This is a genomic window from Pseudoalteromonas sp. GCY (assembly GCF_016695175.1).
GTDB lineage: Bacteria > Pseudomonadota > Gammaproteobacteria > Enterobacterales > Alteromonadaceae > Pseudoalteromonas.
Genome location: NZ_CP068022.1, coordinates 1152309 through 1174200, shown reverse-complemented (window position 1 = coordinate 1174200; position 21892 = coordinate 1152309). Strand labels below are relative to the sequence as shown.

Genomic DNA, 21892 nt, shown 5'->3' with positions numbered 1-21892 from the left:
TTTAACAAAAAGAAAAGCACTAAAGCAAGACACTAAAGCAGCTTCCTTTCCCTACTTCAGAGGTTGCGCTGATCCGCCCTTTGTGGCGATGGATAATTTGCTGGCTGAGTGCAAGTCCAATTCCAGAGCCATGAGATTTTGTGGTAAAAAATGGTACGAATATTTTATCAAGTGCGCTGGGCTCTATTCCTTCCCCGTTATCAGCAACTTTGATCTCACATTTGCCGTAGCGATTAATCGTTGCTGATACAGTCACTATTTTTTCTTGGTTGTTATTTTTCATGGCATCTTTGGCGTTATTTAGTAGATTGAGCAGCACTTGCTCTATCATCTTTCTATCAACATTAATGCTTAGCGCAGCGGGCGTCACGTCAAAGTGTAGGGTGATATTGGCGTCACTAAAGTCGCTTTTTATCAGCGGCGTAATGTCGTCAAATAAAGTCTGTACCGCAAGCGGTTGGAGGTCAAGTTCAGGAATATGTGTGAGCTTTCTGTAGTTATCTATAAAGCCAAGTAAAGACTGGCTTCTAATACCAATCGCTTGCAGGCTTTGCAGATAGTCTTCGACAAGTTCTTGGTCTGTCACCGCTTCGGCTAACTGATTATTGGTGATATTAACTAGCGTATTTGAGAGCGAATAAATCGGTGCGACGGAGTTTCCTATTTCATGGATAAGCACTCGGATCAGCTTTTGCCAAGATTCGATTTGGGTGCTCTCTAGCTGCTCTGAAATTGCGGTGAAAAGCCAAAGTTGGTACTGATTGCCTTGATTGGAAAACGTAAAATATTTAAATAGTAAGTCTTTGGCGATGTGACTACCTACTTTGGCTTGTTCAAGTTCTGGGTGTGCTGCAAGTAGTGAGTGTCCAGACTCTGCGCCGCGAATATCCAATAATTGCTTTGCACTGTTATTACAAATCAAAATGGTGTGGCCATTTTTGATAAGGATCAGACCTGCTTCTATGTGTTGTAGCATGGTTTCGTAAGTGGTGACGAGCTCTGCCTGCTTGGTTTTATCTTGCTGAGCTTTCTGAATAAGCTCGTTACAGGTTGTAAGTGCTTGCTTACTTATTGGGTGCTTATTATCAATTCTAAAGCTGCCATCTTGATACTTGAGCGCAGTAAACACCTCTTCGAATTGTTGTTTTTGTCTTTTCAGTGTGGCAATAGACAGCACTGTGAATAGGACTGCAATCGCAATGGATAAACCACTAAACAAAAAGACGTAGCTGTGGAGAAAGCCCAACACACCAAGTGTGGCGAATAAAATGGCTGCGAGTTGAAAAATGGTCATGCGAACGAGGCTATTATTCCACATCATACTTCTCCATTTTACGGTACAGTGACGCTCGGGTGATCCCAAGCGCTTTAGCCGCATGGCTGATATTTCCTTTAAAGTCTCGAACCGCCCGCTCTATGGTGTGCTGCTCTATTTCTGCGAGATTGTAAGTGCCAAGAAGTCCTGCGCTCTCCTTTGAGCTTGCAGCTGGACTGGCGAGCTGAAACTGCAATTGGGTTGAGTCAGATAAAATAACAGCGCGTTCAACCAAGTGTTGTAATTCTCGGATGTTACCAGGCCATTGATACTTGACTAAATCAGCCATCATTTTGTCGGTGATCGTTTTACACGCGAGCTTGTACTTTTTGCTGTATAGATCAGCATAAAACTCAATAAGTAGTGGAATATCTTGGGGTCTATCTCGTAGTGCAGGAAGTGTGATCTCTACGGTATTAATGCGGTATAACAAGTCCTGACGAAAACTGCCTTCGCGCACCATGTCATACAAATTCATATTGGTTGCGGTGATAAGGCGCAGATCAACCTCTATTTGTTTGCAGCCACCTACTGGTGTAACCACTCGATTTTGAATCGCAGTAAGTAACTTTCCCTGTAACTCAAGCGGAATATTGGCTATTTCATCCAAAAACAAAGTACCAGATTCCGCAAGCTCAAAGCGACCTGGTTTATTGCTTTTCGCATCTGTAAATGCGCCTTTCATATGGCCAAACAATTCACTTTCGAACAAAGAGCTGGCGATCGTGCCCATATCCACAGACATGAAAGTATTGTCTTTTCGTAAAGACTGTTTATGTAGCTCTCTGGCAACGACTTCTTTACCAGTGCCGCTTTCGCCTAAGATTAAGACGTTGGCATCGGTTTTGGCAGCCTTTTCTATGGTTTGAAAAACTTGCTCCATTGCTGGACTCGAGGCGATTAAATGCTCGAATGGTTTGTTTTGCGCTGCCATTGAAATTTGTGCGATTTGCGTGAGCTTCTTGGACTTTTGCCGTTGTTCGCTCAGCTCGATGCAATTGGCAACCGTTGCGAGTAGCTTTTCATTTTGCCAAGGCTTGAGGACAAAATCGTTGGCGCCAAGTTTGATGGCATCCACCGCCATCGTGAGGTCGCCATAGGCGGTGAAGAGCACAACCACGGCATCTTCATCCAAGGCTTTTATTTGTTTTAGCCAGTAGAATCCTTCGGCGCCGGAGGTTGATTCTCGAGTAAAATTCATGTCGAGCAATATCAGTGCAAAGTCCTGTTCCGACATTGTTTTAGCGATATCGTGGGGATTATCTAGCGTCACGACTTTTTTGTAATATTGTTTGAGCAACATTCTCGTGGCGACGAGAATTTCGCTGTTGTCGTCGACAACTAAAATTGCCTTATCGCTGATAGTCATTACATTTCCTTTCCTCATCAAACTGTACGATATCGTACACTAGGTGTTTAATTTTTTTACACTCTTTTGTTCCATTATTCTATAGAATTATTTTATGTTTTTGATTTTTATTTGTTTTTTAGTTTGGCACGCAACTTGAGTTATTAGGCTAACCTAAACTCAAGAGAGTGACAAAATGGACAGAAAAATAATACCTAACAAAAGATTTCAGCTGTGGTGGCTGGCGCTACCTGTAATCGTGGTAGCGTATTTTGCATTTGATAGTGCGGCGAGTAGCAGCGGGGATCGTGTTAATCTGGCGATGGATAAAGTCAAGATAAGTACAGTGACAAAGGGCGAGTTTCATGATCTCATTCCGCTTAGAGGAAGCATCATGCCGAGTAAGTCTGTGTATCTAGATGCCATCGAAGGTGGACGAGTCGAAGCGCGTTTCGTCGAAGAAGGTGCGATGGTTAAAAGGGGTGACAAACTGCTTGCACTGAGCAACACCAGTTTGCAGCTAGATGTGATTTCCCGTGAGGCGCAGATCTCAGAGCAGCTAAATAACCTACACAATACCCGCTTAGCGATAGATCAAAACCGTTTAAACTTAAAACGAAACTTATTAGAGCTAGATTTTCAGGTAAGTCAAAGTGAGCGAAAGCTTGCACAGTTCAAGCGCCTTGGTAGCGGTAATTTAGTTTCAAAAGATGAGCTACAAGCGGCCGAAGATGAAACTGAGTATCTAAAAAACCGCCGCAAGTTAATTATTGAGCAGCAGCAACAGGATGAAAAAATCCGTGCGGCACAAATTGCACAGCTAGAAGACAGCGTCGAGCAGCTCAATAAAAACTTGGGTTTTGCGCGTAAAAATCTTGAAAACCTAATTATCAAAGCGCCTATGGATGGTCAATTGACTGCGCTAGATGCGGAATTAGGTGCGTCAAAGGCGAGAGGATCACGTTTGGGGCAAGTTGATATTGTGTCTGAATATAAAGTGTCGGCCCAAATTGATGAGTTTTACCTAGGCCGTGTGTATGCAGGACAAACCGCAAGGTTAACGCTGCAAGGGAAGCCCTATGAGCTAACGCTTGCAAAGGTCTATGCCGAAGTGTCAAATGGTCGCTTTGAAGTGGATTTAACTTTTAATGGTGCGCTGCCCAGCGACATTCGTAGAGGTCAAAGTTTACAGTTGGAGTTGTTATTAGCAGAAGCGAAAGCTGCGACTTTAATACCAAATGGCGGATTTTATCAGGATACCGGTGGCAAGTGGGTATTTGTACTAGAGCAGGGCAGTCAAGTGGCGGTGAAGAAATCGGTGACGTTTGGCGAGCGTAACAACAAATATATTGAAGTACTTGATGGATTGGCGGTCGGCGACCGAGTGATCACCTCAAGTTACAGCAGCTTTAAAGACATGCAGTCGGTCAGTTTGACTCGTTAATAGAATTAAAAGGCAAAAGAATATGTTACATCTAACTAAAATAAATAAAGTTTTTCGTACTGAGCTGGTTGAGACTTACGCCCTTGAGGATGTCACTGTGACCGTAGAGCGTGGCGAGTTCGTTGCTATCATGGGACAATCTGGTTCAGGTAAGTCTACCTTACTCAATATCATCGGCATGCTAGACCATATTGATGGTGGCGAGTATGTTTTTGATGGCAAGGACATCAGCCATTTAAGTGAAGGTCAGCTTGCTGATATTCGTAAAGACAATATTGGTTTTATCTTCCAAAGTTTTAACCTTATCGATGAGCTCACTGTATATGAGAACGTTGAGCTTCCGCTTATTTATCAGGGGATCCCCAAAGCCGAGCGAGCACTGCGTGTGACAGCCGTGCTGGAAAAAGTGAATATTGCGCATCGCAAAGATCATTACCCACAGCAACTTTCAGGTGGTCAGCAGCAAAGGGTTGCAGTTGGGCGTGCCATTGTTGCAAAGCCAAAAATGATTCTAGCGGATGAGCCAACCGGTAATCTTGACTCAAAAAATGGTGAAGAAGTCATGGGGCTGTTAGCACAACTTAATCAAGAAGGGGTAACGATAGTCATGGTGACGCACTCAGATCATCATGCAAATTACGCGCATCGCACGATCCATGTTTTGGATGGCCATATTGTTTCGAGCCAAATGCAGGAGGTTCGCTGTGCTTAAAAATTACTTGTTAATCGCGTATCGCAGCTTACTGCAACAAAAGCTCTACTCAACAATCAATATTTTGGGTTTGGCGATTGGTTTAGCTATTTGTATCAGTATGGCCATCTTTGTTGAATCTGAGCTGGGTTACGACAAGTTTATTAAGGGTCATGAGCAAATCTATCGCTCGTCTGTTAAATGGATGCCGCCAAGTGCGCCTGAACAATACTATGCGCAAGGGCAAGTATTTAACGCTGAAAACTATCAAGCACATTTTGAAGAAGTGGTTGATGCTACGCGCTTTCGAGAAGTGAGCGTTGCGCTTGGGCAAGGCAAGGAAAGTTTTCTTCATGATGGTGTATTCCTCGCTGATCCCAACTTTGTCGATTTTTTCTCCTTAGATGTAATTGACGGAGAGCGTCAGTCGGCACTCAAGGCTCCCAACACCATTGTTTTAACCCAAGCAGCTGCAATGCTCTATTTTGGTCGCACGAATGTTGTTGGAGAGTCTTTACTTGGTGCAGGAAAACTACCGTTAAAGGTGAGCGCCGTGATAAAAGACTTGCCACTGCGCACCCATTTAAACGTCTTTGCGCTGATCAGTATGGCAACGGCCACCACTTATTATGGTGATAACAGCTGGCAGCGTGACCCAAGTTTTAACTATTTCACCTACGTTAAATTAGCGGATGGGGTAACCGGTGAAGATGTTGAAGCAAAAATCCCAAGTTATTTAGAAAATCATTATGGTCCGGGAACTAGCGACACCCTTGGCTTTGAATTAATGCCTGTCACTGATATTTACCTTCACTCACATCAGTATGGTGAAATGAAAGAAAATGGTGATATCAATACCGTTTATTCGTTTAGTGTTATTTCAGCGCTTATTCTCTTTATTGCGTGTGTTAACTTTATGAATTTGTCGACTGCCACAGCAACCAAGCGCGCAAAGGAAGTGGGAGTACGTAAGACATTAGGAGCTAAACAGCAGCATTTAGTTATGCAGTTTGTGGTTGAGGCGATGATGTTGAGTTATATCGCGTTGATCATTGCTATAGCTCTGGTTGAGGCAGGTTTGCCTTTGTTTGCGAGCTTTATTGGCAAGCCGCTCAGTTTTGACTTCTATTCAGAGCCGTTAGTGTTGACTACGCTGTTGCTGTTAGGGTTATTCGTTGGCTTAATCTCAGGCGCATACCCTGCCTTTTATCTAAGCCGCTTTAAACCTGCTAAAGTGCTAAAAGGAGAAGTAACACAGGGTAAATCTGGCGCGTTGCTGCGTAAAGGGCTGGTGGTATTTCAATTTAGTGTCGCCGTGGTGCTTATTATCGCCACCACGGTATCTAACCAGCAACTAAAGTACGCCAGAGCCATAGAACTCGGTTATGACAAAGACAATACTTTTGTGCTGAGCCGCCTTTATACAGACATCGCCAGTCAACAGCGTAGCGCATTAAAAACACAGTTGCTCTCTCACCCAAATATTGTCAGTGTGACAGCAAGTTCAGCAGTACCAACAGAGACCATTGTCGATGCTTTTGGGATGGTTAATCCCAAAACACAATTGTCGCAAACCATGCCGACATTGGCTGTAGATGAAGATTACTTTAGCAGCTACAACATTAAATTACTGAGTGGCCGAGGGTTTAGTCGCGATTTTCCTGCAGATAAGTTTGCGATGCCGAGTGCGACTGAGCCAAATCCGCGTTTTTCGGTTGTGATTAATGAAAAGGCGGCACAGAGTTTAGGATTTAGTGCTGATGAAGCAGTTGGTAAAACATTTGAAGTACGATTAACTCGGCATTCAAGCGCTATGGCGACTATCATCGGCGTGACGCAAAACTACTATTTTTCTTCACTTAAAACAGAGATAAGCCCAACGTATCACTTGCTAAGAGAGAATGAAGGCAATTCGATGGCGATTAAATTCCAAGGTGATACAGCACAAACTCGCGACTTTATAGAGGCCACTTGGCGCAAGCTAGTACCAGAACAAGAAATGGAACTGACTTATCTACAAACTAAATTTGAGCAGATGTATCGCCAGGAAGACAAAGAAATCATTGTGTTTAATTTGTTCTCTATGCTGGCGATTTTCATTGCTTGTTTAGGCTTATTTGGTCTTGCCTCTTTTACCACAAAAAGGCGCACCAAAGAGATTGGGGTGCGTAAAGTGCTTGGTGCTTCCGTGATGGATATCGTGATATTGATCAACAAGGAATTCTCAAAGCAAGTGCTGATCGCAAACCTGATCGCGTGGCCGCTTGCTTATTTTGTGATGCAGCAGTGGTTAAACAACTTTGTCTATCGTATTGACCTTTCATTCGTGCCATTTTTGATTGCAGCAAGTTTAGCGTTTGCAATTGCTTGGCTAACGGTTGGCTCGTTAACGTTAGTTGCCGCACAAGCGCGACCTGTAAAATCATTAAGATACGAGTAATTGCAACAAAACAGGCCTCACAATGAGGCCTGAACTGAGATAAGTTAAGCGCCAGGACCACATTCCAAACAATGCTTGATAATATCTGGGCCAAACTTCAAGTTTGCATTTAGATTTCGCAGTGCCGTTCTTAGGCCTTCTTCTATCACTGGGTGGTAGAAAGGCATTTCGAGCATTTGTGGCACGGTCATCTTGTTTTGTAGCGCCCAAGCAAGTAAATGCGCAATATGCTCAGCAGCAGGGCCGACAAATTCGGCACCTAAGAATAATCCGGTGCCTTGCTCAGCGTAGACTCGCATGTGGCCTTTGTTCTTTAACATCACGCGGCTGCGGCCTTGGTTTTCAAAGCTCACCTCACCGATGGCAAAACAGCTGCAATTGCCATATTGCTTTTCCAGTTCTTTATAACTTGCTCCAACCATAGCAATTTGTGGGTCGCTAAATACAGCGGCCAGCCTTGCGCGGCGCAGTCCCACTCTCACATCTGGGAAGCGACCGGCATTTTCACCTGCAATCGTGCCCTGATCTGCGGCTTCATGTAGAAGCGGAATTTGGTTACTGGCATCACCCGCAATAAAAATAGGTGCGTTACCTGAGCCATCAAGACATTGCATGGTATGTGGGTCGGCTAGTGGTACGCCTCGGTCATCAAGCTCAAGCGTGGTATTTTCTAGCCCAAGGTTATCAACATTGGGCACACGGCCTGTGGCTGCCAACACATAGTCAAACTGCTCGGTTTGTGGTTTCCCTTGTTTGTCAATGTAGGTAAGTTCGGCTTTGTCACCGACCTGTTTCATGTCTGATACTTTGGCATCTGTGTCGAGGTAAAACTCATCACTGAACAAGGTGGTGGCATAGTCTTTGACGATTGGATCGGTTAGTGGTCCAAGGCCACCGCCGACACCAAATACTTTGACCTTTACGCCAAGTCGGTGTAGCGCTTGACCTAGTTCTAAGCCAATCACACCGGGGCCAAATACGGCTACTGAGTCGGGTAAGTCGTCCCAATCAAAAACGTTATCGTTAATGACTAAGCGGTCGCCAAAATTATTAAAGGCACCGGGGTAGCTAGGTCTTGAACCTGTAGCGATAACAAAGCGTTTGGCTGTGATCTGAGTGTGGTCGTCCAACTGTACCGTATGGCTGTTGATAAATTTTGCACTGCCGCGTAGTTTATCCTGCTCAGGTAGCTCGTCGACAGCTTCGACTACAAAGCCAACGAAGCGATCTCGCTCACGTTTCACTCTCGCCATAACCGCTTTGCCGTCAATTTCAGCGGGTTTTACATTAATACCAAATTTGGGCGCGACTTCAATTTGGTGTGCGGCTTCAGCTGCGGCGATCAGTAACTTGCTCGGCATGCAACCAACCCGCGCGCACGTTGTGCCGTATACGCCAGACTCAATCATCAGTACTTCTGAAGTATATTTTTTGGCATTTCTATAGGCGCTGAGACCCGCTGTTCCCGCACCAATCACGACTACGTCGGTATTTATCTTTTTCATTTTTTGCTCCGAAATCAGAAAGTGTAAACCCCCATGACAGCCAGTTACTAGCCATCGTGTTTTGTTGTGTTGAGGGGGAACATTTTGACTTGGCGAGCGAGTTCACCAAGTCATGTTGTGGGGGGATTAATGATTAAGCGAAATATTCAGCTAAATCGTCTGAGCCACCGATGTGTTTACCACCGATAAATACTTGCGGCACGGTTTCGCGACCTGACAAGGCTTTAAGACTGGTTAGCGATGCTTGTTGACCAAGTAACAGCTCTTCATATGCCAGTCCTTTTTCTGTTAGCAAGGCTTTGGCTTTTTCACAGAATGGACAGCCAATTTTGCTAATAATGGTAACCGGCTCTGGTTTGATTTGGCGCGGGTTAATGTACTCCAGCATAGTATCTGCGTCTGATACTTCAAACGGGTCGCCTGGCTTTTCTGGTTCGATAAACATTTTGTCAATCACACCATCCTTTACCAGCATTGAATAACGCCAACTGCGTTTGCCAAAACCTAAATCGTTTTTATCAACTAACATGCCCATGCCGTCAGTGAATTCGCCGTTACCATCAGGTAGCAGTGTAATATTCTGCGCTTCTTGATACTGTGCCCATGCGTTCATTACAAACGTATCATTAACGGATAAACACACGATTTCGTCGACACCATTTTGTTTAAATACACAAGCAAGCTCGTTATAGCGCGGTAAGTGCGTTGACGAGCAGGTTGGTGTAAAGGCACCTGGTAAAGAAAATACAATCACAGTTTTGCCTTTAAAAATTTCATCAGTGGTGACGTGCTTCCACTCTTCATTTTCTCTAATTGGGAATGTAACCTGTGGTACGTGTTGACCTTCAATATTCTTTAACATTTGCTTTCCTTCTTAAGTTGATGTAGCCATTATGGCGCGCGTCTTTTTATTTGTATAATTGATAGTTAAGATTAAAATGTTCAATAAAATTGATTGTTTTCAACTTCAAATATTTGTATTTTTTTAACCTAGCCAATGCCGCTAAGTTGAGGTTAGTCAATTTCTATAGGAACAGGGAATATTTAGATGAAAGCAAACTTTGAATTAATGGCGGATTACAATCGTTGGATGAACGAAAGGTTATATGAAGCCGTTTCGGGATTGAGCGCCACGGAATTACACCAAGATCGAGGGGCTTTTTTTGGCTCCATCATGGGATCGTTAAACCATATTCTTGTTGCCGATATTATTTGGCTTAAGCGCTATACAGAGCATAGTCATGATGTTGAAGCACTGAACGCTGTAGCAACGGTGCCGCTGCCGACAAAGCTTGATGCGATGTTGTATGAAGATTTTGCAGCGTTGAGACAGGCAAGGGCGGAAATGGATAAGGTGATTATTGAGTTTGCGAATGAAGTCACTGAGGAGGCGCTTGCAGCCGATTTACACTACAAAAACACACAAGGTAAAACCTTTTCTCGCAAGTTTGGTTTTTTAGTTCATCATTTATTTAATCATCAGACGCACCATAGAGGGCAAATAACGACATTACTCAGCCAGATTGGCATTGATATGGGAGAAACCGATCTATTAGCTCGGATCCCCACATCATTTGGTTAGCGTTCTGGCTTTACGGCTCCAGTTATGTCTAGTGTTTTGTGCTAGCAGCAATGAGAAGGGTTGTAAAGCTAGACATTAGCTCTACAGGTCTTTAAAAACCGTGGTCGGTAAAGCCTGTTAAGAAGAATTTCACTCGCTAACTTTCACAATAACTCTGAATAGAGCTCCTCTAGCCATTCATGAAGGTCCTCTATGGAGTCAAAATCTTCGTCTGTTAATTCTTCATACTCTGTTAGTGAAATAAGATTTAAGTCTATAGCCTCCCGAAGTTGGGCTCTGACTTTAATCAAGTCATAAGGGTAGTTTTCTCCAATGCCGACAGCTCTTCTCAAAATACTGGGGTCATAGCTTTCAACATGACAATAAGTTTTTAAAATGGTTCTTAAAGGATCTTCAAGTTTATTCATCGTATATTTACTCCTTTAGTTCAGGGTATAATGTGTGCAATTTAATGTTACCATCTTCTATTAGATATATAGCTTTGGCGTATCCGTTTGAAAAATCTGTAACCTCGTATCCAGTGGGGTTTTTCTTGGAACCTAGTCTAGTTATTCCCCGTACCGCATTTCTGTAGTTAGAGCCAAAAATATCTTAAAGTGGTATTTATGCGCTCCTCGTTTATTCCGTTGAAACAACGCTATTGAGCGAATCAAGAAAACGTCGCCCCACATCACACCGACTCCTCAAACCACAAGCCGGATAGCGTAGTGGGAGGTGGTTTATCCGCTGAGAAGTTATGCTTTTCTGGTGTGGTGTTGACGTCGTCTAGGCGTTTTACCGTGGCTTGCATGCCTTTGACGATGTTTTTTACTTCCGTGGCGGATTGTTTTCCTAGGTCTTGCCAGTTGATGTCTCTTAGGTATTTAACTGGGTCGCCTTTACCAACTTTTCTTTGGGTAAAAAGCCGCAGCACGGCAAGTGCAGCACAGAGGGATTCTCCAGTATTTTTTAAGATAACCTTTCCTACGCCTTTGACTGCAGAGCCCACAACTGGCACTAAACCAATGCCGGTGATATCTCGTAAATCCATGACTTGGTCAATAATCGGTATCATGGAAATCGAGGGGCTGACTACTGTCAGTGAAGGTTAGCGGCTTAGCCCTGCAATACCCAAGTGGTTCAGCCTATCCTTTCTTAAAAATCATGCGCAGAAGTTTATCTGATTAAATCAACCGGAACATAAACACTATCTTCTAAGGACTCTCTTGGTATCTCTAGAACATTAGCGACTAAAGCTAATTCAAAGCACCAATAACCAATATAATAATCCGTGTACTCGAATTCGCATTCACAATTGTGATTATCATGCCAGTCCGCTATGCCCTCTAACTTACTGTACCAACTTTGTGCAAATTGGTTGAGTAAATCAGGCTTTTGTTCATTGGGTACTGTAAAAGCGAGTGAAAGGTTTTGATAAATTTCAGGGTAGTAGTGTGTGGGCGAAATAGGTCTATCGTTATCACCAAGTGCAATGGCTACATTATCAAGTAAGGTGTCTTTGCCGCGTTCGCCAATAACATCGAGCACTTCTTGAATATGAGCTGGAGCGACATCACAGGCTTGTAAAAGAGCCAGCCACCACAAAGTGTAGATATAACGATTGATATTAGGGGAGCCGACAGCATCGATTTGCCCGCCCAACTTTTCAATAGCATGGCGGTATATTTGATGATTTGCAGGTAACCTAGGCCTTATAACTGATTCTAATCATCTTCCTCATAAGCAAATGAACCGATAAAAACAGGGTCACTTTGAACAGAGCGTGTTATTTTTTTAGGGTCATAATCAAAATCAAACTGACAAACAAGCCACTTTGCTTTGGTAATACCGATTGACTTAGCAGAGTCTATGGCACTTTTTTCAAAGGAACTTGCATAAGATATTTCTGTAAAAAGTTCAGCAATATCGACAACTCCTGACTCTATATACTCAGATTCTTGATTTGCTAAGTCATAATAACCAACGCCACACAGATCTTGTAGAACATCAACTTCTACAGATTCATCCGCAGCTTCAACTCCAAGCCATATAGAAACAACACCTTCTTTTTCAAACCCCTGAGTATAATAGTCGTCTTCTTCTACATATTTCTCTTTGGTCATTTTAATACGCCTTATTTATGAAATCCTTTAGGTAATGAATTATAACCACCTTCAATCCACATTTCAGCCCATTCCCTGATATTGTTTTTAAAGTCGTCTAGACTTTCGGATCTTTTTATTATTTTTTGCAATTGATTGTGGACTTTTTTCGAATTTGGAGCTCTTGATCCCTTAATTCCTGTCACATGCTTCCAGCCCTTAGCCAGACTCTCATTGAGAGTCGATATAGGTATAGCAAAATCTTCTTGGACTTGCCTAGCACTAACTCCCCATTTACTCCACTGAGGAGCTTCGACAACCATAAGGAATTCGTGATTACCTCCTGAGCCCCTAAGCCCATCAGAGATTTTATTTTTGAACGACTGCTTTTTATACAGCTCGGAAAGCTCGTCAGGCGTTCTTGAGTCAAACCACTCATTGAACTTACCTGAAGAGAAAGAAGGAATATCTGAAACTTCTAATTTATCAATGTTGAAATCGGAAGTTGAATTTTGGTTTTTAGCCCCCGGCAACTCATTCCCTTTTGGCGGCTCCAACTCATCGGCTTTGGCTTTGGTGGGCTTATCAGTGACGCCTCGAATTGGTGATTGGCCTTGATATTCATCCAGTGCTTTATTAACTCGCTGTCCGATTTCTTGGGCGGCTTGTTGCATATGCTGGTCGATTTTTGGGGTGACGTCGTCTAGGCGTTTTACCGTGGCTTGCATGCCTTCGATAGCGGCGTCTGGAAGTAGTAGGTCGTAGTGCCAACTGGTGGACATTTCATCGAGTGAATCGCGTAGGCCTTTGACGATGTTTTTTACTTCCGTGGCGGATTGTTTTCCTAGGTCTTGCCAGTTGATGTCTCTTAGGTATTTAACTGGGTCGCCTTTGCCGAGCTTGCGTAAAACGGCAAGCGCAGCCGAGAGCGATTCTCCGGTATTTCTTAAGATAACCTTGCCCACGCCTTTGACAGCAGAGCCCACAACTGGCACTAAACCAATGCCGGTGAGGGTAAAGGCAAGCCAAGCGTCGGTGTCGTTGGCTTCATCATCGTCGGTTAGTAACATGACATTGGCGGTGATATCTCGTAAATCCATGACTTGGTCAATAATCGGTATCATGGAAATCAAGGTACCCACCACGATTTGTGACGTGGAGGGGTTTTGATTAAAGTCGCCTTGCAGTGTGCCCCATAACCAATCGCCTGCTTGGGTTGCAATGCCATTGGCTTCTATCAGTGGTGCGGTATTGCCGCTGCGTACCATTTCAGCCGCTTGCGCTGGGGTGATTTGTCCATACAGTGGGTTTTTAGGGCGATTATCTTCTGGCAGGTAATCGCGTTTATCCTCACCATATTGCACGGTGTATTGACCAGGCGGTGCATTCTCAATTTTTGCTTTACCGCTGTCATCTAAGTTACCGGTCAGCTCTGTGCCGTTTGCAAATCGAATGGTATAAGGCGCGCCCATGATTGGGCTGCCATCTTGATAGGTATAAGACAGCTCAATGGTACTGCTCGCCATGGTGGCAATGCCATCGGCAGCCAATGAGAGTCGAGCATTCTCAGAGAGCGCTTGAATTTGCGGTACACTTGGCATAGTGGCGCTTTGTTTGCTGCCAATATCTTGCTCCATGCTACCGTCAAACACGGTCATGGCTTTGCCTTTTAAGGTCAGTAATTTGTCTGCAAAGATGTTGACGTTACCACTTGAGTCAATACTGATTTCACTGCCGCCATTGGCAAGAGTGAGGTTGCCAGAGCCACTGCCTTTTACTGTGATATTGCCTTGGCTTTGAATGATTTGACTTCCCGCTGGGGCGGTGATGGTGAGGTTGTTGTCTGCCTTGAGCTTTATATCACTTTGGATAACACTGCGATGGCTGCGGCCCGCCTTAAGGGTCAAATCTTGTTTGGCGCTGACGTCAATTTGATTGGCGGTGACGTCTAGGTTGGTTGCGGCATCAATAATCACCGACTTTTTACTCTCCAGTGCCAGTTGTTGTTTGGCGCTGGCAATAAAGGTTTTATTGGTGAGTAGTCGGATTGCACTTTTAACACTGCCAAGTTGAATGTCTTTGGCCGCAAAAATATTCATCGCGCCAAGTTGCGCAAGCCAGTGAATATAAGGCTGCTTTTTATCCCCATGTAACACCAAGTGCTGGTTGCCCGCTAGGGTTTGCAACACAATATGCGGGGTATTTGGGGTGTCATCAAACATCAACAGGTTTTGGCCGCGAGAGCACAACACGTTTTGGGTGTTATTGGCGCTAGTAACAACCGACGGTTGCGTGTCGTTAAGGGCAAACCCTAATAAGTAACTTTGGTCTGGGTCGTTGTTCATACAACCGATGAGCACATTACTGTCTGGCAGGAGTGGAAAGTGTAACCCCGTCGGTTGCTTTTGACCGCGACAGGCATATTGTGTGAGGCGCTTTACCGACTCGGTCACCTGACTATCGAAATGTACTTGCGTGGCATATTGCCCTTGGGTATCTAAGTGAGGGTTGGCCTTTGACCCCGACAGCGAGCGCACTGTGGCGGTAAACACCATCGGCTTGGGGCTATGCTCTGGGGGAGTAATACGTATTGGCTCACCTCGTGGTACACACACCGACTCGCTATGATACGCAACTTGCTTAGGGTCATTGGCACTGCCTTGCTTATACACCTGTTTACTGCGAATACAGGTATAATCGCCACCTTTCGCTGTGCCTAATTTACCATTTAACGAAAACGAATAACCGGCATTGGCTTCGGCTACGTTTCCTACTAGCGTGACTTCATTTTTTCCTTGTTGATAGGCAAGCTCGAGATTGCCGGTGCGCTCAAATTGCTCAGCAGGATTTTGTGCAGCAGGCTCAAAATAACTGCGCTGCGCCGAGCTGACCGAAGTTGGCGGATGGGCATTCACATGCACTTGGGAGCCACCCATTCTAAAACGATGGCGGCTTTGGCACTGCGTAAACCCAACAAAGCCGGTTTCATGCTCGTGAACTAGACCATCTTTATCCGTCACCGACAGCAAGCCTCGCTCAATATACGGGCTTGCAAGATTCCCCTCGGCAATCACTATCGACTCAATAAAATCATGGCATTCAAACCAATAAATTAAGCCGTACTTTGCTAAGAGTCGGGTGAAAAAGGTGTAGTCGTTTTCTAGCGCTTGCACGCACTGCGGTAGCGTGGGTAAATCTTTAGTGACTCGCCATTTTATCCGGTCTTGTGAATAGCCGGCTTTTTGTATCAACTTATTGAGGACAGACTGGACATTGGCTTGTACAAAGATTTGGCTTTTTTCTGTTTGCTTAAGTAACTCAAGGCGAGGCTTTAAGACCACCTCTGCACCACAGGTGTGCTCAGACACAAAACCAGATTGGATATCAAACAAAGTACCAGTGAAATACGTCGATATTGCGTCCGGTGACTCAATTTCAAACGTGAGCATATTGCCGACAAGTAACTCATCAGCAAGGTCAAATTGGGATTCTAGGTTCGCTTTGAGTAAAAAGCCGCTATTGATACAGGTCGTGAGTTCAAAATCGACGACATGTACAGGATGGTTAGTACCATACACCACAATCCTTGTTTGCATTTTTTATGTCCACTGTTGTTGGTTAAAGCCATTCCACCAATACGCGGTACTACTTCCTAGTGTGCTGCGATTGGTTTTTATTTGCGCGCTATTGTTACATAAAAGGCAAGCATTTTTAACTCATTTTTTTATTCAGTATCCGAATGCTTATCTTTTGGTGTAACGGATAGTTTTTAAATCTCAAGTCAAATAAAAGGTGTCAGCTTGCCCTCCTTGGCAGATATCAAAGCGCATCCATGCGCTTCTCGTTCATTCTTTTTAAACGACGCGATCGAGCGAACCAAGAAAACGTCGCCCCAACATCACACTTAATCCTCAAATCCTAAGCCGATATAGTGCAACCGTCTTGTAAGGCACGTCCCTGTGCCAGACAAGACTTAGCCGACATCCTGTCGGCACATTGCATATCGACTTATGCCTTTCGGGTGTGATGAAGGGGGAATAAAGTTGCTTGTGAGATCGTCTACGATTTTTACGATTAAGCCGTTTGCAAGGGTTACAAAAACTATCAGCGTAGCCTCCAAACTCACAGTGTAAATAGTTTTGTGGGAGGCGGTTCACCCGCCGAGAAGTTAAGTTTGTTGGGGGATGAGAGAGTGCCTTGTCATTAGGCATCAAAGAAGCCCATGGATGGGTAGAAACCTGTCAGGAGGACGAGCTGACTTTACACATAGTCTCGAGTTAATGTTGAACTTTACCGACTGTGGAGCAATCGTATATTGCTCCACTTTAAAGTCATTCAGCAGGCCCTAGTCATCTAGCTTTACGGCTCCAGCTATCCTATCTATTTTCACCGAGCCTGAACCTGATTCGGTAATGGTCAAGGAGCCGGCATTTACCACACGAATATTTCCAACACCGTCTTCTATTTGAACGTGGCCCTTAACTGCTTCGATATCCGTATTGCCCGAACCATCACCGATAGTGACATCGCCTTGGGCGTGACGAACTCGAATATTACCGGACTCGTCGTCGATTTTAATATTGCGTCCACCTTCAACAACCAGTGCGCCAGAGCCATCGATGATATCAGCGTTGCCGCTAAAACCGCGAAGGGTTAGATCGCCAGACTCATCTTCTATTTTGATATCCGTGCCACCAGTCACATCAATATTACCCGAGCCATCCTCCAGCTCTAGTGTATCGACTAATCCCTTTATAGTTATGTCGCCAGAACCATCGTCGATAACAAGTTGCTGGACGTTAGTGATATGGATATTGCCACTGCCGTCATCAATTTCAGCACCTTGAATATCTTCTAATGTTATATTGCCAGAGCCATCATCTAGTTTGATAAAACCTTTGATATTTTTGATGGCTATATCGCCCGAACTGTCATCAAGTGTTAGTGCAAGTTGACTTGGCATGGTGATGGTTAAGTCAATTCTAGGGCTATTATTACGATACCACTGTATACCCGAGCTTGTATCTGAATCTGCCACCAACATGGCGGTATCACCGGATTTTTCAAGGGTAAGTTGATAGTTTTCTGCTTCAGTGGTTAACACTGAAGCTTCCACTTTAATCTCTTGTTGGTTGTCGTATCCAATGATCTGGATATTACCCGAGGTAGTATTTGCATCAAGTTTTCTAATGTCAGCGGCACTGAGCTGTAGAGATTTATGGAGTGTTTTGGTTGCGGCTGCGCTTGGAGAGATATGTACCACACAGCCAGATAAAAGGCTAAGTGCAGCTAAGCTGGTGAAGAGCTTTTTCATTGTTGTTATTTTCCATAGTGATGATGACATAATGTTATCATTCAGCAATAGTTATACCATAAATAGTGTCTTTATAAATCAATGAGTTAATAAATATTGATACTTTAGGGTGGTCAAAATAGCGAAATCAAATAGTGAGCTGAGCCAAAAGTTTGCAGATATGACTGTCATGTGGTTGTAAATTTGACAATGTAGTCTGGCGCTATTGTTTGTTTATTTTTCTGGCAGTGCAATGAAAGAAACAATGAAGACTACCGAGCTACACGCTGTCAATCCGAAGTCGTTTGTTGATAGTCACTGTAAACCAGACGCTGCAGTCTTTTTGGGAGTTGGAAGTGCCGCTAGCGCTGCGACTCTCGGGTGCTCTACCTGCGTATTGACCCATAAAGGCTTACCTTGGTTATTGATAGATTGTGGTTTTGATACGGTGTTGCGTTATAAAAAGCATTTTTCGTCATTACCCGATGCTGTGTTTATCACCCACCTTCATTATGACCATGTCGGTGGGTTGGAGCAGCTTTACTTTCAGGCTGCATTGAGTCAACACCAAATCACGTTATACGCCCCGGGAGAGCTAATTGTCGGGTTGTGTAATATGCTCGCTTACACCGGACTGAGCGAAGGTAATTGCGGCGTCTGGCAGGTTTTTCGTTTATATCCAATCTCAGAAAGCTTTCTTCATCGCGGTCAGCGTATACATAGTTATGCCGTTCGTCATCACGAGCCCAATAGCGCTTTTTCGTTACATCTCCCAGGTAGTCTGTTTTATAGTGGTGATACCAAAGCTATTCCTGAGCTGCTCCATCACCACATCAGTAACGACGAGGTTATTTTTCATGACTGCGGTCTTGCAAACAATCCCAGTCACTGCTCCCTTGATGAGTTGTTGATGAGCTATCGTGAAGACATCATTAAAAATATTTGGGTCTATCATTACCAGCATCAAGAAGATGTTGTGAAGTTCGAACGCGCAGGACTCAAAGCTGTGCTCGCTGAGCAGTCGATTGCGCTTTAAGTTTGCGACTGAGAGGTTAAATAGGCTTTTAATTCTCTAACAAACTCGCTGCCGATCTCGTGGTGTATTGCTTTTATTTTTTTGGCGCACTCAGTGGTGTTGTTATCAAGTGCTGAATATTCTAACGCCTGTAGGTGCTCAGCTAGTACCTCAGCACCCACTGCTTTGGCGGAGGTTTTGAGGTAATGGGCTTCGTCTTTTAAAGCTTGAAAAGCACGAGTTTGGTAAGCAGTTTTAATTTTTGCGCAGCTAGATTTCGATTGTACCAGAAAGTCGGTGTAAAACTTTTTCGCCGTGGCAAAATCATCACCGATTAAATCGATAAGCACCTGAGGGTTGAGGGTTTTGCTCATTGTGTAAAGTCCATATCTAACCATTTACCTAAGGTGTTTTTAAGCTCTTGTAGCCGCACAGGTTTGCTAACATAGTCATTCATGCCACTATCTAAACAAAGCTCTTTATCCCCTTTCATAGCTGCGCCTGTAACGGCAACAATAGGAATAGCACTGCGCTCTTCTCTGGACTCAAATGCGCGAATTAACTTAGTTAATTCATATCCATCTATCTCTGGCATATGGCAATCCGTTAGTAAGAGCTGGTATTGTTTACTTTTAAACATCGCCAAGGCTTCTTTGCCGTTATTGGCGATATCACAGGAAACTCCGAGTCTAGAAAGCTGTTTGACGATGAGTTTTTGGTTAAAGGGGTTGTCCTCGGCAAGGAGTATATGCTGCTTACCATTAGTGTCCGTTTTATCATCTGTTGGGCTGGATGCTTTGTCGTCCAGTGAAAGTAGCGCATCAAGTTCACTGAAATCGTTTAATTCACCTAAATCAGCTTCGCCATCTTGTTGACTTGCTTTAAGTTTGCTCAGCAGTTGACCGATAGCGTATTGAGTCTGCGGTGCAATTGGTTTGGGTTTTTGTGTCGTTAACGCTGTACTGTTTAAGTTAGCAAATGCCTTTTCATCAAGAAATACTAACTCTGGAATAGGTGAGAGTATTTGCTCTACACAGGCTTCGGCTTGCGTTGTGACAACACGAATAAGTGCAGTATCGTCAGTCTCTTTGATTTCACTGGGTGACTCGATGATTTTGATCTCGCTGCAAAAATGTGTGCAGGCATTGTACAGCTGAGTCAGCGCCAACGAACTTTGCCAAGGGGTATCACTTAACCAATAGAGCGTATTAAATAGAATGTCGGGTTGCTGTTGTGTTCTCGGACGCCAAATAGGAATGGTAATGGTAAAAATTGAGCCTTCACCGGGTTTACTTTTTAAGGCGACCTTGCCGCCCATTAAGTCAATAAGCTTGCCACATATTGCAAGCCCTAATCCTGTGCCGCCGTACTTTCTCGTGATAGAGCGTTCGGCTTGTGTAAAGGGGGTAAACAGTTTCTTTTGGACTTCCGGTGCAATGCCAATACCATTGTCTCCTATCTTAAATATCAAGTGAGATAAGGCAACGCCCTCGCATACCCAGTGCACATTGATGGTGACTTTCGCGCCGCCTTCGCGATCTGTAACGCTAAATTTGATGGCATTGCTGACAACGTTAAAGATAATTTGCCGCACTCTGTTTTCATCGCCAATCACTTCTAGTGGTAGCTTTATGTCCTCATGCACCGTTAATTTTACCGATTTGTCTCGCGCGTGGGCTTCGAAGGTTTTGATGATGTTATTGAGCATTTTAGAAGGGGAGAATGGGTAGCTCTCAAGTTCCATTTTCCCTTGTTCAACTTTGGCTAGGTCTAAAATATCATTCAATATTGAAACTAAATTATTGGCTGAAATAGACGCGGTTTCTAGGAGTTCTTGATTGTCTTCATCTAGCTCAGATAGCGCCATGAGATCTAAGGAGCCGATAATACCATTCATGGGGGTTCTGAGTTCATGGCTCATCATAGACAAAAAGTCTGATTTAGTGCGATTAGCCTGCTCAGCTTTGATAATAGCAGCCTCAAGATCGGCGGTGCGCTCTGCGACGCGTTGTTCTAATTCTTGATTAATATGCTGGAGCTTTTTCTGGGCAATATATACATCGGTTTGATCGATAACAACACCATCAATACGTGCTGGCCGACCCTGGTCATCAAGCCCCACAACACCTTTGGCATACACTACAACAATGTCTTTATCGTTGAGCAGGCCGCGATAACGCTGCTCAAAGGTTTCGCCTGAGTTCAGTGACGCTTCTAGCGCTTGAGTAACACGTACTTTATCGTCGGGGTGAAGGCTTGCTTCCCAGAGATGCAAATTGCCAATACCGTCTTCCGAAAGTTTAAAAATTTCATTAGCTTGATGATCCCAATTCCAGAGCCATTGATTCGCTACTCGTATTGCTCGCCAAGTGCCTATTTTCCCCGCTTGCATAGCAAGTTCTTTGCTTTCTTCTGCATCATGTAACGCGACTAACATGTCTTTTTCATGAGTACAGTCAGCTAAAATCCCATAAACACTGTGCGTGCGAATACAATACTTAACTTGCTCTCCCTTGAACTCAAACCAATGAATTGTTCCCCTTACCTCAAGCCGGAACTCAAAATGAAGCATAAGTCCTTGCTCAATATGATGAGCGAGTAGCTCGGCAAATAGTGGCTGATCTTCGTGGTAAATCATTCTTTTTAAGGTGTCCCAGTCAAGTTCCGCCGAGGCTGGGAGGCCTATCAGTGATTTGAATTTAGGAGAAAAATACGCTGTCTTATTAAGGAGATCGTAGCACCAAACCCCTAGGTTTGCGCTGTTGACGGCGTGGCGCAAAATTCGAGTTTGTTCGTCTTCCAAAGGATTTTGACAATAATAAGTAGAGAGCTCGGCAATATGTACAAATATTTCGTTGCTGCGAACATCATAAAATGACAGTAAAAATTGTACATTTGGCGACGTGCGCAACGACACCTGTACCAAAGAGCCGTCAGCAATTGTTTTTTGCTGCTCTTCTACGCATAAGGGAAAGATAAATAAGTCTTCAAGGTGCTTATTGATGACGTTATCTACAGGTGCGAACAGTTTTTCCGCAACGGCGGTTGTATGACTGACATACCACTCAGATGTAACGATCAAAATTGGCATACTGTCTTTAAGCGCTGTTAGCATCGCATCCCCCATAATATCCTCATAAAACAATATAGCAGTTCATGATTAACTTGCTGGATTTAT

16 protein-coding genes and 2 pseudogenes are annotated in these 21892 nt (G+C 44.1%); 5 read left to right on the top strand and 13 right to left on the bottom strand.

Annotated features, from left to right (window positions below; all coding sequences use genetic code 11):
• Positions 1–19 precede the first annotated feature (19 nt).
• Both JJQ94_RS04770 and JJQ94_RS04765 read right to left on the bottom strand, forming a co-directional pair.
• Positions 20–1321 carry a sensor histidine kinase gene (locus tag JJQ94_RS04770; RefSeq protein ID WP_236596449.1) on the bottom strand — a complete coding sequence of 434 codons (1302 nt, stop codon included), beginning with the start codon at positions 1319–1321 and terminating at the stop codon, positions 20–22.
• Entirely contained in the window at positions 1308–2684 is a 1377-nt protein-coding gene (locus tag JJQ94_RS04765) for a sigma-54-dependent transcriptional regulator (protein WP_099029436.1), read from the bottom strand. The genes JJQ94_RS04770 and JJQ94_RS04765 overlap by 14 nt, the downstream gene beginning before the upstream one ends.
• Before the next feature lie 175 nt (positions 2685–2859).
• Here JJQ94_RS04765 and JJQ94_RS04760 point away from each other — a divergent pair, with 175 nt between their 5' ends.
• The 3 genes from JJQ94_RS04760 to JJQ94_RS04750 are packed head-to-tail and all read left to right on the top strand — an operon-like array spanning position 2860 to position 7238.
• Positions 2860–4107 (top strand): efflux RND transporter periplasmic adaptor subunit, encoded by a 1248-nt coding sequence (locus JJQ94_RS04760; protein ID WP_099029435.1) that lies wholly within the window; start codon positions 2860–2862, stop codon positions 4105–4107.
• Positions 4108–4129: 22 nt separating this feature from the next.
• Entirely contained in the window at positions 4130–4819 is a 690-nt protein-coding gene (locus tag JJQ94_RS04755; RefSeq protein ID WP_099029434.1) for an ABC transporter ATP-binding protein, read from the top strand.
• Positions 4812–7238, top strand: coding sequence for an ABC transporter permease (locus JJQ94_RS04750; RefSeq protein ID WP_099029433.1), 2427 nt, complete (start codon positions 4812–4814; stop codon positions 7236–7238). Before JJQ94_RS04755 ends, JJQ94_RS04750 begins: the two co-directional genes overlap by 8 nt.
• A 44-nt stretch (positions 7239–7282) precedes the next feature.
• On the opposite strand, the gene JJQ94_RS04745 is transcribed toward JJQ94_RS04750, so the two are convergent.
• Positions 7283–8743: a dihydrolipoyl dehydrogenase gene (locus JJQ94_RS04745; RefSeq protein ID WP_099029432.1), complete on the bottom strand. Its 1461-nt coding sequence runs from the start codon at positions 8741–8743 to the stop codon at positions 7283–7285.
• 133 nt (positions 8744–8876) lie between these two features.
• A complete protein-coding gene (locus JJQ94_RS04740) occupies positions 8877–9605 on the bottom strand; it encodes a glutathione peroxidase (protein WP_099029431.1) in 729 nt (242 codons plus the stop codon).
• Between the two features lie 186 nt (positions 9606–9791).
• Between JJQ94_RS04740 and JJQ94_RS04735 the strand changes: the two genes are divergently transcribed.
• Positions 9792–10325: a DinB family protein gene (locus JJQ94_RS04735; protein WP_099029430.1), complete on the top strand. Its 534-nt coding sequence runs from the start codon at positions 9792–9794 to the stop codon at positions 10323–10325.
• Between the two features lie 143 nt (positions 10326–10468).
• Here JJQ94_RS04735 and JJQ94_RS04730 read toward each other — a convergent pair whose 3' ends face one another.
• The 7 genes and pseudogenes from JJQ94_RS04730 to JJQ94_RS04695 form a co-directional block, all read right to left on the bottom strand.
• Positions 10469–10732 (bottom strand): hypothetical protein, encoded by a 264-nt coding sequence (locus JJQ94_RS04730; RefSeq protein WP_088532750.1) that lies wholly within the window; start codon positions 10730–10732, stop codon positions 10469–10471.
• 263 nt (positions 10733–10995) lie between these two features.
• Positions 10996–11379 (bottom strand): hypothetical protein, encoded by a 384-nt coding sequence (locus tag JJQ94_RS04725; protein ID WP_172439902.1) that lies wholly within the window; start codon positions 11377–11379, stop codon positions 10996–10998.
• A gap of 101 nt (positions 11380–11480) precedes the next feature.
• Positions 11481–11966 carry a PoNe immunity protein domain-containing protein gene (locus tag JJQ94_RS04720; RefSeq protein ID WP_236596448.1) on the bottom strand — a complete coding sequence of 162 codons (486 nt, stop codon included), beginning with the start codon at positions 11964–11966 and terminating at the stop codon, positions 11481–11483.
• Between the two features lie 62 nt (positions 11967–12028).
• Positions 12029–12427, bottom strand: coding sequence for an immunity 22 family protein (locus JJQ94_RS04715; protein WP_099029429.1), 399 nt, complete (start codon positions 12425–12427; stop codon positions 12029–12031).
• 497 nt (positions 12428–12924) lie between these two features.
• Positions 12925–13188, bottom strand: a pseudogene (locus JJQ94_RS24330) (hypothetical protein); the annotation flags it as partial.
• 1911 nt (positions 13189–15099) lie between these two features.
• Positions 15100–16002 (bottom strand): annotated as a pseudogene (locus tag JJQ94_RS24325) (contractile injection system protein, VgrG/Pvc8 family); the annotation flags it as partial.
• 749 nt (positions 16003–16751) lie between these two features.
• A complete protein-coding gene (locus JJQ94_RS04695) occupies positions 16752–17720 on the bottom strand; it encodes a hypothetical protein (RefSeq protein ID WP_099029767.1) in 969 nt (322 codons plus the stop codon).
• Positions 17721–17952: 232 nt separating this feature from the next.
• On the opposite strand from JJQ94_RS04695, the gene JJQ94_RS04690 reads away from it, so the two are divergent.
• Positions 17953–18735, top strand: coding sequence for an MBL fold metallo-hydrolase (locus JJQ94_RS04690; protein WP_099029768.1), 783 nt, complete (start codon positions 17953–17955; stop codon positions 18733–18735).
• Here the strand turns inward: JJQ94_RS04690 and JJQ94_RS04685 are convergent.
• Both JJQ94_RS04685 and JJQ94_RS04680 read right to left on the bottom strand, forming a co-directional pair.
• Complete coding sequence (locus tag JJQ94_RS04685; RefSeq protein WP_099029769.1) at positions 18732–19088, bottom strand: Hpt domain-containing protein; 357 nt, start codon at positions 19086–19088, stop codon at positions 18732–18734. The two genes, JJQ94_RS04690 and JJQ94_RS04685, sit on opposite strands and share 4 nt — an antisense overlap.
• Complete coding sequence (locus tag JJQ94_RS04680; protein ID WP_099029770.1) at positions 19085–21829, bottom strand: ATP-binding protein; 2745 nt, start codon at positions 21827–21829, stop codon at positions 19085–19087. Before JJQ94_RS04680 ends, JJQ94_RS04685 begins: the two co-directional genes overlap by 4 nt.
• Between the last annotated feature and the right edge of the window lie 63 nt (positions 21830–21892).

Coding starts and splice junctions, on each gene's coding strand:
- JJQ94_RS04755 (WP_099029434.1), top strand. CDS start 4,130: ATGTTACATCTAACTAAAATAAATAAAGTTTTTCGTACTGAGCTGGTT.
- JJQ94_RS04690 (WP_099029768.1), top strand. CDS start 17,953: ATGAAAGAAACAATGAAGACTACCGAGCTACACGCTGTCAATCCGAAG.
- JJQ94_RS04770 (WP_236596449.1), bottom strand. CDS start 1,321: ATGATGTGGAATAATAGCCTCGTTCGCATGACCATTTTTCAACTCGCA.
- JJQ94_RS04725 (WP_172439902.1), bottom strand. CDS start 11,379: ATGATACCGATTATTGACCAAGTCATGGATTTACGAGATATCACCGGC.
- JJQ94_RS04740 (WP_099029431.1), bottom strand. CDS start 9,605: ATGTTAAAGAATATTGAAGGTCAACACGTACCACAGGTTACATTCCCA.
- JJQ94_RS04685 (WP_099029769.1), bottom strand. CDS start 19,088: ATGAGCAAAACCCTCAACCCTCAGGTGCTTATCGATTTAATCGGTGAT.
- JJQ94_RS04765 (WP_099029436.1), bottom strand. CDS start 2,684: ATGACTATCAGCGATAAGGCAATTTTAGTTGTCGACGACAACAGCGAA.
- JJQ94_RS04695 (WP_099029767.1), bottom strand. CDS start 17,720: ATGAAAAAGCTCTTCACCAGCTTAGCTGCACTTAGCCTTTTATCTGGC.
- JJQ94_RS04745 (WP_099029432.1), bottom strand. CDS start 8,743: ATGAAAAAGATAAATACCGACGTAGTCGTGATTGGTGCGGGAACAGCG.
- JJQ94_RS04735 (WP_099029430.1), top strand. CDS start 9,792: ATGAAAGCAAACTTTGAATTAATGGCGGATTACAATCGTTGGATGAAC.
- JJQ94_RS04730 (WP_088532750.1), bottom strand. CDS start 10,732: ATGAATAAACTTGAAGATCCTTTAAGAACCATTTTAAAAACTTATTGT.
- JJQ94_RS04760 (WP_099029435.1), top strand. CDS start 2,860: ATGGACAGAAAAATAATACCTAACAAAAGATTTCAGCTGTGGTGGCTG.
- JJQ94_RS04715 (WP_099029429.1), bottom strand. CDS start 12,427: ATGACCAAAGAGAAATATGTAGAAGAAGACGACTATTATACTCAGGGG.
- JJQ94_RS04680 (WP_099029770.1), bottom strand. CDS start 21,829: ATGCTAACAGCGCTTAAAGACAGTATGCCAATTTTGATCGTTACATCT.